Origin of the sequence: Cyanobium sp. WKJ7-Wakatipu, from assembly GCF_024345355.1 — a bacterium.
Classification (GTDB): Bacteria; Cyanobacteriota; Cyanobacteriia; order PCC-6307; family Cyanobiaceae; genus Cyanobium_A; species Cyanobium_A usitatum.
The window spans coordinates 37,567-53,111 of record NZ_JAGQAY010000003.1 but is presented as its reverse complement, the minus strand read 5'-3'; the positions used below and the strand labels follow the sequence as shown (position 1 = coordinate 53,111).

The 15,545-nt window shown below is 59.8% G+C and carries 16 protein-coding genes; 11 read left to right on the top strand and 5 right to left on the bottom strand.

What is annotated here, in order from left to right; all coding sequences use genetic code 11:
• Positions 1-155: 155 nt before the first annotated feature.
• From KBY83_RS02505 to KBY83_RS02485, 5 genes are all read left to right on the top strand, one after another.
• Complete coding sequence (locus tag KBY83_RS02505) at positions 156-929, top strand: DUF305 domain-containing protein (protein ID WP_255018175.1); 774 nt, start codon at positions 156-158, stop codon at positions 927-929.
• A gap of 40 nt (positions 930-969) precedes the next feature.
• Positions 970-3,171 carry a heavy metal translocating P-type ATPase gene (locus KBY83_RS02500; protein WP_255018174.1) on the top strand — a complete coding sequence of 734 codons (2,202 nt, stop codon included), beginning with the start codon at positions 970-972 and terminating at the stop codon, positions 3,169-3,171.
• A gap of 43 nt (positions 3,172-3,214) precedes the next feature.
• Positions 3,215-3,466 (top strand): DUF2933 domain-containing protein, encoded by a 252-nt coding sequence (locus tag KBY83_RS02495; protein ID WP_255018173.1) that lies wholly within the window; start codon positions 3,215-3,217, stop codon positions 3,464-3,466.
• On the top strand, positions 3,466-4,110 hold the full coding sequence (locus KBY83_RS02490; protein ID WP_255018172.1) for an isoprenylcysteine carboxylmethyltransferase family protein: 645 nt from the start codon (positions 3,466-3,468) through the stop codon (positions 4,108-4,110). The genes KBY83_RS02495 and KBY83_RS02490 overlap by 1 nt, the downstream gene beginning before the upstream one ends.
• Before the next feature lie 67 nt (positions 4,111-4,177).
• Entirely contained in the window at positions 4,178-4,645 is a 468-nt protein-coding gene (locus tag KBY83_RS02485; RefSeq protein WP_255018170.1) for a hypothetical protein, read from the top strand.
• 294 nt (positions 4,646-4,939) lie between these two features.
• On the opposite strand, the gene KBY83_RS02480 is transcribed toward KBY83_RS02485, so the two are convergent.
• The 3 genes from KBY83_RS02480 to KBY83_RS02470 are packed head-to-tail and all read right to left on the bottom strand — an operon-like array spanning position 4,940 to position 5,740.
• Positions 4,940-5,227: a hypothetical protein gene (locus KBY83_RS02480; RefSeq protein ID WP_255018169.1), complete on the bottom strand. Its 288-nt coding sequence runs from the start codon at positions 5,225-5,227 to the stop codon at positions 4,940-4,942.
• A complete protein-coding gene (locus tag KBY83_RS02475) occupies positions 5,224-5,478 on the bottom strand; it encodes a DUF3721 domain-containing protein (protein ID WP_255018168.1) in 255 nt (84 codons plus the stop codon). Before KBY83_RS02475 ends, KBY83_RS02480 begins: the two co-directional genes overlap by 4 nt.
• Positions 5,479-5,524: 46 nt before the next feature.
• The gene (locus KBY83_RS02470) at positions 5,525-5,740 is read right to left on the bottom strand and encodes a DUF3721 domain-containing protein (RefSeq protein ID WP_255018167.1); all 216 of its coding nucleotides are present in this window, start codon (positions 5,738-5,740) and stop codon (positions 5,525-5,527) included.
• 64 nt (positions 5,741-5,804) lie between these two features.
• On the opposite strand from KBY83_RS02470, the gene KBY83_RS02465 reads away from it, so the two are divergent.
• The 4 genes from KBY83_RS02465 (at position 5,805) to KBY83_RS02450 (ending at position 9,435) form a co-directional block, all read left to right on the top strand.
• Positions 5,805-6,221, top strand: a complete 417-nt coding sequence (locus KBY83_RS02465; protein WP_255018166.1) for a heavy metal-responsive transcriptional regulator — start codon at positions 5,805-5,807, stop codon at positions 6,219-6,221.
• A 169-nt stretch (positions 6,222-6,390) separates the two neighbouring features.
• Positions 6,391-7,047, top strand: a complete 657-nt coding sequence (locus tag KBY83_RS02460) for a DUF305 domain-containing protein (RefSeq protein WP_255018165.1) — start codon at positions 6,391-6,393, stop codon at positions 7,045-7,047.
• Between the two features lie 248 nt (positions 7,048-7,295).
• Positions 7,296-7,559, top strand: coding sequence for a hypothetical protein (locus KBY83_RS02455; protein ID WP_255018164.1), 264 nt, complete (start codon positions 7,296-7,298; stop codon positions 7,557-7,559).
• 436 nt (positions 7,560-7,995) lie between these two features.
• Positions 7,996-9,435, top strand: a complete 1,440-nt coding sequence (locus KBY83_RS02450; protein ID WP_255018302.1) for a GIY-YIG nuclease family protein — start codon at positions 7,996-7,998, stop codon at positions 9,433-9,435.
• Positions 9,436-10,085: 650 nt separating this feature from the next.
• On the opposite strand, the gene KBY83_RS02445 is transcribed toward KBY83_RS02450, so the two are convergent.
• A complete protein-coding gene (locus KBY83_RS02445; RefSeq protein ID WP_255018163.1) occupies positions 10,086-10,424 on the bottom strand; it encodes a hypothetical protein in 339 nt (112 codons plus the stop codon).
• A gap of 8 nt (positions 10,425-10,432) precedes the next feature.
• Entirely contained in the window at positions 10,433-13,957 is a 3,525-nt protein-coding gene (locus KBY83_RS02440; RefSeq protein ID WP_255018162.1) for a TM0106 family RecB-like putative nuclease, read from the bottom strand.
• Between the two features lie 509 nt (positions 13,958-14,466).
• On the opposite strand from KBY83_RS02440, the gene KBY83_RS02435 reads away from it, so the two are divergent.
• A complete protein-coding gene (locus KBY83_RS02435; protein WP_255018161.1) occupies positions 14,467-14,811 on the top strand; it encodes a hypothetical protein in 345 nt (114 codons plus the stop codon).
• 39 nt (positions 14,812-14,850) lie between these two features.
• Positions 14,851-15,489, top strand: a complete 639-nt coding sequence (locus KBY83_RS02430) for a hypothetical protein (RefSeq protein WP_255018160.1) — start codon at positions 14,851-14,853, stop codon at positions 15,487-15,489.
• Positions 15,490-15,545: the final 56 nt, after the last annotated feature.

Below are 15,545 nucleotides of genomic sequence, written 5' to 3'. Positions count from 1 at the left end.
TCTGATGCGGAGATGTCTCAACCGTAGAACCTCCACTCGAGTGGAGAGTCAAGCCAGGGATGGCCGGCTGCAGTCAGCGCAGATTTGCTGCGCCTTGGCCCTTGACTCTCCTGTCAAGGGGAGACCATACGGTGAGGTGGTCTGACACTGCCGCCATGCGCACCTCCCGCTTCTCCTCCACCTTGATCGGGCTCGCCTCTGCCCTCACCCTCGTGGCTCCTGCCCTGGCCCAGATGCCCGGTGGTATGAACCATGAAGGGCACCAAGGCATGCCTGGAATGAAGGACATGCCTGGGATGAAGAGCATGCCAGGAATGAAGGACATGCCTGGGATGTCCGCCCCTGCCGGATCCGCCCCGGCCCATGCCAGCCATGCCCACGACGTGGGTCCCGCCGGCGCCACCTACGACCTGCGCTTCATCGATGGGATGGTGCAGCACCACACCGGCGCCCTGCGCATGAGTGAGTTCGTCTTTGGCATCGGCCAGCCCGGTGTGGGAGCCCTCGGCAAGACGATCTGGCGCGATCAGGCCAATGAAATCCGGGCCATGGGTCTCTGGCGCAAGGCCTGGTATCCCCAGGCGCCCGTTTATCCCGTGGCCCTGACGAGCGGCGGTGATCCGAACAGCCTCAGCGGTCTCACACGCATGGGCCAGGCCCAGATCGATGGCATGCGCATGATGGGCGAGCTGCCCACAAAGGAGAACCGGGTCACCTGGTTCCTTGAGGGCATGCTCAATCACCACGGTGGGGCGCTGATGATGGCCCACGACGCCCTGGCCAAGAGCACCAATCCCACCGTCCGCCGCTTCTCCCGTCAGGTGATCGTGGCCCAACGCGCTGAGATCATCGAACTGCGCCGGATGCTGGCGGCCGACGGACTGCGCAAGCCGGAGTACAGCAGATACGACGCACTCTTCAGCCTTTGAGCACCGGCGACTTCATCCTGAAATAAACGGGAACCCCGACATGACCGCGACGCAAGCCCGCCACGCCCACGACCATCACCACATGCCGCCAGGCAGTCACGGCCCGCCGCCCACGAACGGCGGCGGCAAAGGCATGGCCAAGGATCCGATCTGCGGCATGGTGGTTCCCAAGGCCACAGCCCTCAGCACCCAGCGCGGCGGCCGCGACTACTACTTCTGCAGCCAGAGCTGCCTGCAGACCTTCCAAAATCCCGACCGCGAACTGCGCGTGATGCGCCGTCGCGTGGGCTTCGTGATCGGCGGGGTGCTGGCGCTGGCTCTGCTGCGAGCCGGTGCGTTCATCGCTTTGGCGGCGGGTGTCAGTCTGGTGCAATGGGTGCCGCTGCCGGCCCTGCCCTGGATGAGCTGGGGGAAGTGGCTGTTTGCGCTCGCCACCCCCGTGCAGTTCATCGGAGGCTGGTCATTCTACACCGGCGCCTGGGGTGCCCTGAAGCGCCGCGCCCTCAACATGGACGTGCTGATCGCCCTCGGCACCTCCGTTGCCTACTTCTACAGCGTGGTGGTGGTCTTCGCGCCCACCTGGCTTCCGGTTGGCGTCAATGAACGGGACGTCTACTTCGAAGTCTCGGCGGTGGTTATCGCCTTCGTGCTGATGGGCAAGTACATGGAGGAGATCATCAAAAAACGCTCCTCAGCCGCCGTGCGCAAGTTGCTCGATCTTCAGCCCGCCACGGCCACGGTGATCCGCGAAGGCATGGAGATGACCGTGCCCGCCGATGCCATCGACACAGGCGAGACGGTGCTGGTGCGCCCGGGCGAGAAGATCCCCGCCGATGGGGTGGTACTGGATGGCAGCTCCTCGGTGGACGAATCCTTGCTCACCGGTGAATCCCTGCCGGTGGCCAAACAGGCCGGTGCCGAACTGATCGGCGGCACCGTGAATGGACGGGGGCTGCTCCGTTTTCAGGCCAGCCGGGTGGGATCCGACACCTCGCTGGCCCAGATCGTTCGCATCGTGGAAGAGGCCCAGGCCAGCACCGCCAGCGTGCAGCGCCTGGCCGATCAGGTCACCGGCTGGTTCGTTCCTGCCGTGGTGCTGATCGCTATCGCTGCCTTCGCTCTCTGGACGTTGGCGGGCCAGTTCAGCAGTGGTCTGCTGGCCTTCATCGCCGTGCTGGTGATCTCCTGCCCCTGCGCCCTTGGCATCGCCACGCCCGCCGCCCTGATGGTGGGGGTGGGCAAGGCCGCCGAGCAGGGCATCTTGATCCGCAGCGGCGAGGTGCTGGAGCGGGCCGAGAAGCTCACCACCGTTGTGTTCGACAAGACCGGCACGCTCACCTTGGGCAAGCCGGTGCTCACCGATCTGGAGCCCCAGGCAATCCATTCGGAGCAGGAGGTGCTTCAGCTCGCAGGCTCCCTGGAGCACGGCTCCGAACATCCCCTGGCGGCGGCGATTGCCGAGGCCGTTGCAGCGCGCCATCTGGAGCTGCTGCCGCTGGAGCAGTTTGAGGCCCAGGTGGGTGAGGGCATTACGGCTAGAGAGGGCGGGGACGTCGTCTGGTTCGGCAACCGTTCCCTGGCGAGCCGCTTTCTGCCCCAGCTTCCCGAGCTTGAGGAGGGCCAGCTCGCACAGCTTGAGGCCCAGGGGAAAACGGCCATGTTGCTGGGGCGGGCCGATCAGATCCTTGGGGTAATCGCCGTGGCCGATACGGTCAGACCAGAGGCCGAGCAGGCCGTGGCACTGCTGCGGCGCCGTGGGGTGCGGGTGATCATGCTCAGCGGCGACAACCGCACCACCGCAGAAGCGATTGCCGCCCAGGTGGGGATCACCGAGGTGATCGCCGAGGTGCGGCCTGCCGACAAGGCTGGAACGATCAAGGCCCTGCAGAAAGATGGGCAGGTGGTGGCGATGGTGGGGGATGGTGTCAACGACGCCCCGGCCCTGGCCACGGCCAACATCGGCATCGCCATCGGCTCGGGATCGGATGTGGCCAAGGAAGCCGGTGACATCATCCTGATCCGCAACGACGTGCGGCTGGTGGTGACCGCCATCGGCCTGTCGCGGGCCACCATGCGCAAGATCCGCCAGAACCTCTTCTGGGCATTCATCTACAACATCATCGGCATCCCGATTGCTGCCTTTGGTTGGCTTAACCCGATGATCGCCGGGGCGGCGATGGCCCTGAGTTCGCTCTCGGTGATCGTCAACTCTTCGTTGTTGCGGCGCTACCGAGCGGCCTGATCATCGGTGCTTTCGTCCCAGTCCGTCCCCTTTAGCGAGATCGATGGCTGATCCCACCTTCCTCTCCAGCTGGTCACCACGTCGCCGGTCCCGGTGGGTGCTCTATGGCTTTCTCCTGGTGGCGGCCTTCTACCTGCTGGTAGAGCACACAGCGCACACCCTTGGTGCCCTTCCCTTCCTGGTGTTCCTGGCCTGCCCGCTGATGCACCTCTTCATGCATGGCGGCCATGGGCATAGCCATCACGGCGCCCCGGAGGGGCCGGACTCGCAATCGACCCCTACACCCAAGCCGTGATGAACCAAAGTGATGCCTCGGCCTATGGCCTCTGGGGACTGGCGGTGGTGAATGCCGCTGTTTTCATCTTATTTGCCTTAAGTTTCTTCAAGCCCAAGACGCCGCGTGACTGGCGCAGCTTTGGTGCATTCAGCTCCTTCCTGGTGGCCTTGTTTGCCGAGATGTATGGGTTTCCACTGACGATTTATCTCCTTTCCGGCTGGCTTGGGAGTCGCTATCCATCCGTGAACTGGCTCTCCCATGACGCGGGGCATCTATTGGAGACGTTGTTTGGCTGGCGGATTAATCCACATTTCGGACCCTTCCATCTTGCCAGCTTCGTGTTGATCGGTGGCGGCTTCATGCTCATCGCCAGGGGCTGGGACATACTTTATGCTGCCCAGCAAAAGCATGAACTGGCGACCACCGGCATCTATGCGCGTCTGCGCCACCCCCAGTACCTGGGCTTCATTCTGGTGATGACAGGATTCCTGCTGCAATGGCCCACGTTGCTTACCCTGGCGATGTATCCAGTGCTTGTGGTGATGTACCTGCGTCTGGCAAAGCAAGAGGAGCGGGAGGCTGTGCGCGAGTTTGGAGATCGTTATCGGGCCTATCTTTCGGCTGTGCCGGGCTTTCTTCCCTGGCGGCATCGCCATGGCTGAGAGGAGCAGTATCAGTGTGTCGTATGCACCTTAGGGTTCAATGAATAGATTGGCGGAGCAAAGGCTTATGTTCAAGAAAAGTGCACGAATTCTCGCTGCACCAGAAACAAATCTGTTTCTCTTTGCCTTTCTGCTCAACTTCGTTTACGAGGTTTGGCAGTCTCCCTTTTACGAGTTCTACGCAAGTCCATCCCTGGGCGACAAAGTTATTGACTTGACCCACTGTGCCTTCGGCGATGGGGTCATCATTCTCTTCAGCAGTTGGGTTGTGAGCGCGTTGATGCGTTCGCGGTACTGGGTGCTGACCCCAACCTGGAAGCTGACGCTCCTGTTTACCAGTGTCGGCCTGCTGGTCACTCTTGTGATCGAAACCTACCGAGTCAATGTTTCCAAAGCCTATGGAGTGCCGGTACTGGCAGTTCCCATTCTAGGCATGAGTGCACTTGCCGTCATTCAATGGATTGTCTTGCCTGCAATCATCCTCTATCTGGCTCGCCGTCACATGTTGGGATATTCAGGGCAGGGCCTGCAATAGCCCAGGCATCGTTCGCAGCTCTTACTCTTTTTTATGAAACTCAGTGGGGAATTGCCTTTGATGGCACAGACGACGCGACCCTTTCAGTTGTTCAGTAGATACGAAAGCTGTTGGGTCCCTTCACTGCCATCGGCTCAGTGGGCTGATGACCAGAAACTCATCCGCCACATTCTGGTCGGAGATTAGTCAGTCTGATTGCAAGCATTCCGAAGGGGTTATGGCAGGTGAACCCTTTGTGGTCGTTGCGTGTCACGCTCAGATTCCTCGTTGATACCCTCTTGCCTGGCGTCCTGATCAGACGGGTGGCGGGCTGTGCTTCTTCCCGCTCCGGCGCCCCAGCAACAAACCAATCCCAGAGCCGGCGATGAACAGGGTGAGCACGCCGAGGACCGTGGAGTAGTAAGGCTGCAGATTGAGGGCACCGAAGTTGCCCGTGTGCAGCTTGATCAGCCAGAAGGCCTCGATCCCCTGGGCTGAGAGGGCCCCATAGAGCGAGCCGGAGAGCGCTGTGAGCAGCAGCGGCAGGGCTGCCAGGGGCACCAGGCTGCGGTGCAGCCTGCGGAACAGATGGTGGTGCCTCACTCCTTATCCATGGCCTTGTGCAGATCCTGCATGTTGGCGCAAGGCATCCACAGGGAGCCCATCGCAAACGCGCCCTTGCATTTGAGTTCGGCGGCGCGCTTTTCAGCTTCCTGCTTGGTCTTGAACATGCCCTGCATATGGGCCTCGGCGGCTGAGGTGGTGAGCAACGGAGCGAAGGTCGCCGCTGCGAGGGCCGCCAGCAGAGCCCAACGGTTGGTCTGCTGGAAGGGGCCGGTGGAGTGCTGGGTCATTGAGATTGCGAGGGGATGGTCAGTGACAGAAAAGGGACCGCTGGTGTCACTTCTCCTTGGAGACGGCTTTTTCATAGACATCAAAGTTCTGGCAGGGCATCCATTCCTTGCCCATTGCAAAGGCGCCGCTGCACTTGAGTTCCTTGGCTCGCTGTTCCGCAGCGGCCTTGCTCGGGAACATGTCGTTGGCCTGGGCGCGGGCGGCGCCGGGTGCCAGGGCTACGCCTGCCGAGAGGAGGAGAGCCAGAGCGATGGGGTTCACGGAATGCCAGGAGGACGAGGTACATACCACTATAGAGTCTCCCTACGGCAGGAGAGTCAAGCCCATGGCAGCTGTTGGCATCAAGACCGGCATGAAGATCGGAGCGCTGGCCGGCCGCAGTGGCCTGCCGGTCAAGACCCTGCGCTACTACGAGGACCTGGGCCTGCTGCCGGCGATCGGCCGCAGCGAAGGCGGTTACCGCCTGTTCGCAGAACAGAGCCTGCAACGCCTGGAGTTCATCCGCAAGCTCAAGACCCTCGGGCTCAGCCTGGAGGAGATCCAGGACTGCCTGGCCGTGCACGATGCCGGTGAGCTGCCCTGCGGCGATATTGCGATCCAGCTGGAATGCCAGATCGAGCGGATTGATGGCCAGATCAAGGAGCTGCGCCAGCTCCGAAAGGAACTGCAGGGCCTGCTGTCCGGCTGGCAGAGCGATCCCGCCAAGGATGACGCGGTGATCTGCCCCAATCTTCACGTCTGAGGGCTGAGCGTGACGTTCGGCCCGCAGGGAACGAATGGGCACCGATTCGATGAAGCCATGACCCAATGGCGTGTTCAGCTCCCTGCTGCGTGCCCATCCTGAGTACAGGCACAAGCAAGGGAGAGAACTGATGGGCCAACACCTGGCTACGTTTGACCGGACACGTTCGGTGGCACTCAGGCTCGCGGCCGCTGCAGGGCTGGGAGCGCTCGTTCTGTCGCTGGGGGCTCCAGCGCGCTCAGTGCCGCCCCAGGTGGTGGCCCAAGCCGGAAGCGAGATGGGAATGGGGCGGAGCGGTCCGGGACGGATGGGCTCCCAAACGATGGATCGGCACTTCATCGTGATGATGATTCCTCACCATGACGGGGCGATCGCCATGGCGGATCTTGCCCTCACCCGCGCGCGCAAGCCCGAGATCAAGGCCCTGGCCCGCAGCATCAAGGCCAGCCAGACGCAGGAGAACGCCCAGATGCGGACCTGGTACCGGCAGTGGTTCGGCAGCGACGTTCCCAGCTGGACGACCGCAGGAGCCATGGGCATGGGCGGCATGGGTATGGGGATGGGAGGTGCCATGGGCATGGGTGGTGGCATGGGTATGGGCACGAGCCTGGCCGCCCTTAAGAACGCCGCCGATTTCGATCGGGCCTTCATCGAGCAGATGATTCCCCACCACCGCATGGGCGTGATGATGGCTTCGATGGCCCAGACCAACAGCCAGCATCCGCAACTGCGCGCAATGCAACAGGCCATGGTGAAGGCCCAGAGCCAGGAGATCGAGCAAATGGCCCAGTGGTACCGGCAGTGGTTCGGTGGCTCAGGCAGCTGAGCCCTTGCGGCAGCCGCAGGCCCGCGAAGCGGTAGTTGAAGCGCAGCGGGCCTAGGCGGGTGGAGCGGCGAAAGCGAAAACCCATGGCTCAGCGGCTCTTCGCGCAGTAGTTGCCTGAGGAATACCAGCCCAGTGGGCAGGACTTGCCGGTTTTCTGAATCGCCTCCCGCTCGTTACTGGGGCTGCTGAGGCAGTAGTTGCCAGAGGAATAAAAACCCAACGCCAACCCCAGCAGCAGGCCAGCAGTAGTGGCGCCTGGGCGCCAACTCCAATCACCTGCGCAGCCAGAGGTAGACCCAAGCCTTGATCCACTTGATCCAGGCACGATTCACCAGCTACACAGCACCATTCGCTCCCTACCTCGCCCGGCACTGGAAGGTCTCACCAAGGCCTTCCGCAAGCGTTTTCAGGTGCCGCCAGATGCACTCTCAATTGCTGATCGGATCTGCCAGCGCCGGCATCACGAATGGATTGAGGCCTTCCTTGTGCAGCACCAGCAACTGGTGGCCTGAGTCTCAGCGCTGCAGCAGCAAGTGCTGATAAGCGCAGCAGCGACAACCCGATGATCAGCTCGATGCTGGTGTTCCAGAGCCAAGACGGGTGCCCGGCCAATCAGTGCAGCCAGGGCGGTAGCCGATCGCCCTACTGCTCCAACGCGAGCATCGGCAGTAGCAGTACCAGCAGAGGGATGACGACGGCCGGAACGAGTTCGCGGAGCATCGGCACCTCTCCTCTGCTTGAACGGCATCCAGCCCTACGCGCATCGGAAGCAACGCACTTTTACACGTGCTCGCAGTTGGAGTGGCCCCTGGGTGTTCCCTTGCCTCGTGCTGCGGCCCATGCGACCAAGCTCGATCTCCCGGTTGAGGAGTGCTGAGAGAAAAGGAAGAAGGCGACTGGAACAGAAGGCTAATTCCATCTAAACTAACTTAAAGCAAAAACTTGAGCATGCGCTACGCAATAACCTATTTAACCAACAAAATTGTCGACGCAGAGGATCTATCCTTATCCCTTGATGAGAGGCTGAGAATAATCTGCCCTGTATGCCAGCATCCCCTAACGTACGTTGAACCCATAAGAAATGCGCGTCACTTCAGGCACCCTCGCAGATCTGAAGAAGATTTAGTTGATCCAAGCCTTCAATGCGAAGCACGTGTAAGCCAGATCAGCACAGAAGCGGTCCGTGCCTACAATCGAATTATTGATCAAACTAATATTCAGGTTTTCCAGAGACACTTTTATCGAATAGTTGTGACCGCTCTGTTAAAGCGAGAGGTTGACAAAGAGGAGGCCAGTAAATGGATAAGAGCCATGAAAGATCTGATAAACTCTAAAGAAGCTGTATTGCTTCTAACGGAAATTGACGAGTACTGTGTGGAATATCAAGGCAATGTCCTTCGAGAGCATGCTGATATAACTGCAAAAGTAAAATCTCGACTCAAGGATCGCCCATTCAAAACAAGACTCGCGACACTTAGAGATCTTGTGCGGAGAGTAGAGCCGGGAAATGACTACTGTCACGCATTGCATGAGCTTGAAGTAGAGAAAATAGTAGAACCAGCAAACCGGACACTCGTCCAAATGATAAATTGGTACGATAAAGAAGGTCACAAAAAATACTCAGAAAATATTCTTGAGGAGTACTGGGGCCTGATGGCAAATGTTATGCAAATGTTATCCCACAAAAAGTCTACAGAAATGCGTCACTTTGCATTGGCATTCCATGGATGGCTTGTCATTGCAAATATGGATGAACAAGGAGGCGATGCAGACTGGGATAGAAGAGATTCCATCATTTATCTTATTGCTAGGTACATGACGGCTGCACGGCTAAAGCCTTCGGAGAGAGCTAAAGGTGATAGATCTCTTCGCGAGATTGCAATAGACATTAATAGCCTGCTCGCAAATGGAGCAGGGGTTTGTGATTATCTAGGCAGCACTGGAGAGATGATGACCATTCCAGAGCCGGAAGACTGGCTAAAAGTCATAGCCAAAATCAACGCTAATGACGCCTGGGATGATTTTAATGATAGGTCTGGATTTGTCTATATAGCCTTCAATAGGGCCGAAGAGGTGGCATGCGTGAAGAAGGTGAAAATAGGGAAAGCAAAGGATATCGATAAGCGTCAGGCAAACTATCAAACCTACTCGCCTGACGGGTTTGAATTTTACAACGTCTACTCTGTATGCGATAGACATGGAGCCGAAAAATATATCCATCATAATCTTAAAGGCCATCGCATTAAGGGCAAAGGCGGCCAAGAATGGTATGAGCTTACCCTTGAAGAAGCCGACGCAAAGGTGCAGCAATATGTTTTCGAATACATGCAAAAAACTGGTTATTTCAGGGATAGCAATCAAAGATCAAGCTCAAATGGGTTTGGCTAGGGAAGATCTTGGCAGATAGGGTTTGAGAAGAGCGATGCCGCCAAAAATCGGCTGGCGTGGACTTTTGCCCTGTCAACGCCGCACAGCTCAGCCCCACATACACCGGCTGTATCCGGCGGCTCTGGCGTTTCTCGCCATGAAGCACTGTGTGCCAATGGCCTCGGCGCCAAGAAGCGGGGCGGGGCTTCCACGGTCCGGACCCAGCGCCAGGTGGTTGACGCCCAGAAACCGAGCGGATTGTCTAGTAACTGCAGACCCGCCTCAATTAGGGCGGCATAGGCCAAGGTGCAAGTCGAGGCGAAAGCAGCCGAGCGCACGGATGCTGCAAGCCACTGAAGGCGCCGCTGCTGAAAACGAACTGCACAGCCGTCACGCGAACGTGCCGCGCTGGCTGGCGTGAGCTGAAGCCTCCAGGCCTCGGGCTGAGTGGCTGAAGGCGCCCAGCGCTAGGGGCTCCGCGGCGCTACGTGGCCATGCCCAGCGTGGGGTGGACCCTGGACGCAACCACCATCGGCAACGCACTGGGCTGATGCCGCAGGTCCAGTCATTGCGTAACAACTCCACGATCGAGACAGTTCTGACGCCGATACGCAGGCCGCGTTGTATAAAGCGGCCCAGTTGTTCCAAACGCAAGTCGCCGGTCTGCGTCATCAGCGGCTCTTGACGCAGTAGCCACCGGATGAATACCAACCCAGGGGGCATCCCTTGCCACTCTTCTGGATCGCTTCCCTCTCGTTACTGGGGCTGCTGAGGCAGTAGTTGCCAGAGGAATAAAAACCCAGCGGGCAGCCAGCACCACTTTTCTCGATGGCGCCGCGGGTGTTGCCCCCGGAGCTGGGCACGCAGTAGCCGCCAGAGCTGTAGTAGCCAAGCGGGCAACCTCCAACCTTGGGCAGCGGTTGCACCGGCTGCTGGGCCAATGCCGAGATGCAAATACCGGCCAGCAGGGAGGCTGACGCCGCCAATGAAAGCAAGAGGGATTTGGCCATGGTGAGCGTCAACGCAAAAGGGGAGCAGCTGGCTGGGTGATGCGGCAGAGCCGGTTGATCTGCTCGGCCTCCTGCACCGTGTTTGCGATACCAGTGGTCAGGCCGGGTGAGCCCACCACGATTGATAGGCACTGGGCGCGGCTGATTGCCACGTTCAGACGGTTGGGCTCAAGCAAAAAGCCCAGGCCCCGTGGTGCGGCCTCACCATCGCTGGCTGTAAGCGAGTGGATCGCCACCGGCGCTTCTTGCCCCTGAAACTTATCCACCGTGCCGACGCGAGCCTTTGTGCCCAGTCGTTGCTGCAGGCGGTTCACCTGCACGTTGTAAGGCGCAGTCACCAAGATCTGCTCAGGTCCGAGTACCCCTCGCTTGTCCTGGCCCGCTGCTGCATGGCAATAGCTGCTGCCGAGCAGGGCATCAACTAGCTGCTCGATGCGATCAATCTCAGCTTCACTGCAGACGCTGCAGTCGTTGTGCTCCACCGCTTCAAAGACGAGGCCTTGTTGCGGCAACGGTTCCCCTGTGGCACCAATGCAAGGCTGCCGCCAGCTGATCGCGTTGCTGGCGTTTGCTGGGTTTGCATTGAGCCGGCCGTCATAAAAGAGCTGCGACACCATCGCCGTCAGCGATGGTTCCATCCGCCAGCTGGTGGCTAGGAACACGCCCCGATCCGCTGGCACCACATGGGCGCCCTGCATCAAATACTCCAGGCAGGAGAGCCCGGAATCCCCTGGATGATCTGCCTGGGTGGGCTGGGCCAGCTGCTGCTGATCGCCCACCAGCAGGATCGTTTTGGCGCACCGCGCCATCACCAGCAGGTTGGCCAGCGACATTTGCCCCGCCTCGTCGATCACCAGCAGATCGAACTGCTCAGAGAGCTCATCTCTGCAGAACATCCAGGTAGTACCTCCCACCACCGCCATTTCATCTGTCAACGCATGGGCTGGCACCAACGGAATACCGCTGCCCGCGAGTTGCTCTTCTGACTTGCTGTTGCTGCACTTGACCACCACATCAGGGAAGCCCTGCTTGGTGCAGGTGGCCTTGGCCTTACGCAGCAGGTTGTTGATTGCAGCGTGGCTATTGGAGCTGATCGCAACCCGCTTGCCCTTAGCCACCAGCTGGGCGATCACCTCAGCTGTCACCGTTGACTTTCCCGTGCCCGGTGGACCCTGCAACGCCAGGGCGGCGGCACCGCAACCGGCAAGAAAAGCGCTCAGGCGGCCACTAACGGAGTCCGGCTCTGCGCAGATTGCCTCGTTGAGGCTCGAAAGTTCTGCAACCGGCTGGCGCTCCAGAAGCTGCAACATCGCCTTGGGCAATCCCTTGCCGCCGCTAAGCCAGCAATTGGCCTGCTCCAGCAAGCTCTCGCGCAGCGATTCACTGATGTCAGCTGGCACCTTGATCAGTGAGCTGAGACCCTCGGGGATGCCATCGCTGAAACCCGCAGCGCGGCGCTGATCACGCTTTTTCCAGGGCAGCTTCAAGGTGATGCGGCCGCGCTCAGCATCAAGCGACTCGACACTCACCTTGAGGCCCGTTGCGGGGATCTCCAGCTGCAGGCCCCGATCGCCACTGCCGGCTGAGAGCTTGAGCGGCTGAGAGGGATCAAAGGCAAAGGTGTGGTAATCGGCGCCTGTGAGCTTGCTCGCTCGGGCCTCCACGCTTTTCCAGCGGGCCTCGGCGATCGCTTCCCCGTCGTCAATCAACTCAGCGGGGCTGAGCTCAGCCTTGTTGCGGCGATCGAAATAGGCCCACCAGGCCACCTTGGCTTCCCGGTGGTGGAAAGGCAGCAACTGGGCCAGCAGGCGCTGCACCCGCCAGCTCATGCCCCGGCTGCCGCACTCCTGTTGGGCAGCGAGCAGTTCATCGCTTGCGGTGGCCGGTGGGTCGCTCTGCAGTGTTTCCGGCAGCTCGGCCAGCAGCTGGGCACTGAGCTGCTCCAGCGGCCAGGGCTCCTTGTTCTCTTTCTCCTCCGCGCCTGTCGCTAGGGGTTGCTCTGGCAGGCCCTGCTCGCGGCGCAGCTGCAAAAGCCAGTCGTGCAGCAGCACGGTCGACTCGCAGTCCTCCCGGTTGTAGTTCTCGATGTCTTTGAGCAGGGGGCTGCCCTCTGGCAACGCACCGGGGCGGTCTGGTTCACCGGAGCTCTGCCAGTTCAGGTAAGCCACCACCGAATCGCCCGCGTTGGTCACCTCCGCCTCCCGGCGCTCCATGTAGAGGTGCTCAACTTTCTTGATCGAGTAGCTCGGTTCACCCAGCACGATCGAGCCGGTCACCACCGGCAGCAGATCCACCAGTAGCCCCGAGCGCAGCCACTCGTCGATCACCGCTTCTCGGGTGCAGTGCTGCTGCGCCAGACGGCGCATCGCAGTCTTCTCGTAGCTGGCGTAGTGGTAAACCCGCAGCGCTGGGTAACTCTGGCGCCGCGCTTCCACCCAATCCACCCACTGCTCAAAGGCACGCTTCTCCTCGATCGGGCTGTGGGCCCACCAGTCCTTGAACTCCGCCTTGCTGAGCGGGCTGTCGCGGTAGCAGGCACCAAAGAGGTATTCGAGCTTGGTGCCTGCAACCGAGTCCTGGATGCCCTCCATGTCAAACCAGATGTCGCCGGCATCGGCAGCCGGCAGCGCTGAGAGGCCTTTGCCGGTGACCACAGGGCGCAGCCGGTAAGCCGGTCTGCCTGCTGCATCAGCAGGGGTGAGTTGCAGTTCAGCCTGCTGCTTTAGTTCGTGCAGGCTCTCCGGGTTCAAGCCCGGAACTGCAGTGCCAGCAGGCAAAGCCGCAAGTGCGTCAATGGTGGTGATGCCAGCCCCGCGCAGCTTGAGGCGCTGGCTCTGGCGCATGTTCGCCACCAGCATCAGGTCGCGCTGCTCAGCCAACCGCTGCTCAATAAAGGCGCTCCAGCTGCTGTGGTCACCGGGCATGTCTTCTGGAACAGCCTGCGGGTCAAAGGAATCGCGAAAGACGCGGTAGCGCTGGCGCAGCAGCTTGTACCAGGACCAGAACTGATCGGTCGCGTAGCTCTGAAAGCGCCCACCACCGAGGTAGAGCTCAAAGTGATCAGGCCGCTGACCCAGCAATGACGTCAGTAGCTCGCAGTAGGCCGAGGCCTGCACCAAAAAGGTGGTCTTGGGCTTGGAGGCGAGCTTGCACTCGATCGGGATATAGCTCCACGCGCCAAGGGCAGAGGGTTGCTCGATGCGGCGCAGCAAGTCAGCCGATCCCCGCATCTCCTCGTTGCAGAGCGAGGCTTGATGGATGAAAGCAAAACCCTCTGCCATCGCCTCCTTGGTGGCGGCGTAGTCGGCCTCGTTCTGCTTGCCGGGTAGGCGGGCAATGCTGTTGCCCTGACTCTCCAGCTTGCTAAGCAGCACCTGCTCGTGGCGCAGGCCATCTAAAAACAGCTGCTTATCAAGAGAGCTGACCTCAGGCTTGCTTGCTGCAAACAACCCACGGGCTTCCAGCTCTTCCCACCAGGCGCCAATCACTGGGCTGCGGGAGAACAAAGAGAGCTTGCTTGGTGTTATGAGCACATCATGGAAAGCAATACGGCAGCAGCTAGCTGAATCCGTTAACGATAGAGCGCCCGGCCTGCTGTAAAAACCCCCTCTAGATCGGCGCTACGGAATATAGGCAGATCGCATAAACTTTGATATAGAACGATCTGGTACTGGCAGAAGGTGCGAGCCTCCGATAAGCCGTTCTCCAGGTGATCAATCGTGGGGCAATGAGCCTTACAGGGAACCATGAGACCCTTGGCCTGTCTTGCGACACAGCCCCCATTGCCTGACCCGTCTACCCTCGCGGTCAAGTTGTGCACAACCTGATGAGCAATTGCCCAAAGACCGACTCGCCCAATAACCCTAGCGGCTGATCACAGTCTCAGGCTGCTTTGGGCGCCACAAGCCCTTGCAAAACGACACAGCTATGCAGAAGCTGCATTGAAAACAAATAAAGCAATGGGCAGCCTGCTCTTTCGCAGGAAGATGACCCTGCAAATCGCCTAGTTACTCCATAGTTGCTCTAGATCAACGTTTCGATCATGCAGCTTCTTCGTCTTGAGCACGGTCACTGGAATTTCTTCTGCCCCGTAACCGGCAAAGAGGTCTACAAAGAAGAAGGCGGCTTTAACGCTGCTACCTTTCGAGGTGGCTGGCACCAGGAGGTGCCAGCCGAACCCCTAAATCTGGCGCCTGAACTCCAGCCGGCATGGGATGCCTACCTGGCCGAGGTGGAAGCAAAAGATGGCGACCTCGATGTGGCGGCCTTTCTTGAGAGCGTCGAGCAACCCGGCTGGGTGGCTTTTGAGATCACCACCTGTGGCATGGCCTGCGGTCCGGTGTGGGAGACCACCTGGACCGTGCTCGACCTCAGCGAGCAGGAGTAAGCGCAGTCACAATCACAGAAAATCAGTCAATAACTCGCCGTGCCAACCAACACCCAAATGGAGAGCTGCGTAGCTGATGAGCGCGGCTCACTCGTTTTCTGGTCGCCCAACCTGCAGCATCGCAAGCCAGCCAGCAAGGTTCAGATCATCGATGTCTTCTCCCTGCAGGTGGTCACTGGCTACATACGTGACCCTCAGGGCCGGCTATTGCTTGAATCCCATCCCTCGGTAGCTGCAGGTCGCAGTTGGAGCCTGGCCAAGGCAGCCCAATTGATGCGCAATGACGCCAGGCCAAATCGCTGGGTAGCCCTGCATTTCAATAAGCACGCCTGGGGGCTGTTCTGGGCTGGTGGTGGGTTGCAGCACTGCCGTGAGTTGCTGTCTCAGCAGATCCCGCCATCGGACATTTCCAGCGCACTGGTAGAGGCAAGCCCGGAAGCCCTGTTGCGGCTGGTTCTTGATCTTGGTGCTGATCAGCCCAGCCTTACTCAGAGCCCCACTGCAAAGCCTGCCAGCAATCATCACAAAGGGCCGTGGCGAATTATCGCCTTGACATCATTGGCCTGGCTGACTGCCCTAGTCGTGACGGTTGCAGGCTTCCTTACCGCACTGGAGCGTCAGGACCGCAAGTTGGAGTTGTTGCTGGAGCGAACATCACCACAATCCTCGTTGCAATGATTCACTGCGCGATGCAGGCAAAATATGCTTTCGCATAACAGAAGCATCTATTGATG

Excerpts from the sequence above, each read along its gene's own strand:
- KBY83_RS02505 (WP_255018175.1), top strand. The coding sequence starts at position 156 with ATGCGCACCTCCCGCTTCTCCTCCACCTTGATCGGGCTCGCCTCTGCC.
- KBY83_RS02500 (WP_255018174.1), top strand. The coding sequence starts at position 970 with ATGACCGCGACGCAAGCCCGCCACGCCCACGACCATCACCACATGCCG.
- KBY83_RS02495 (WP_255018173.1), top strand. The coding sequence starts at position 3,215 with ATGGCTGATCCCACCTTCCTCTCCAGCTGGTCACCACGTCGCCGGTCC.
- KBY83_RS02490 (WP_255018172.1), top strand. The coding sequence starts at position 3,466 with ATGAACCAAAGTGATGCCTCGGCCTATGGCCTCTGGGGACTGGCGGTG.
- KBY83_RS02485 (WP_255018170.1), top strand. The coding sequence starts at position 4,178 with ATGTTCAAGAAAAGTGCACGAATTCTCGCTGCACCAGAAACAAATCTG.
- KBY83_RS02475 (WP_255018168.1), bottom strand. The coding sequence starts at position 5,478 with ATGACCCAGCACTCCACCGGCCCCTTCCAGCAGACCAACCGTTGGGCT.
- KBY83_RS02465 (WP_255018166.1), top strand. The coding sequence starts at position 5,805 with ATGGCAGCTGTTGGCATCAAGACCGGCATGAAGATCGGAGCGCTGGCC.
- KBY83_RS02450 (WP_255018302.1), top strand. The coding sequence starts at position 7,996 with ATGCGCTACGCAATAACCTATTTAACCAACAAAATTGTCGACGCAGAG.
- KBY83_RS02445 (WP_255018163.1), bottom strand. The coding sequence starts at position 10,424 with ATGGCCAAATCCCTCTTGCTTTCATTGGCGGCGTCAGCCTCCCTGCTG.
- KBY83_RS02435 (WP_255018161.1), top strand. The coding sequence starts at position 14,467 with ATGCAGCTTCTTCGTCTTGAGCACGGTCACTGGAATTTCTTCTGCCCC.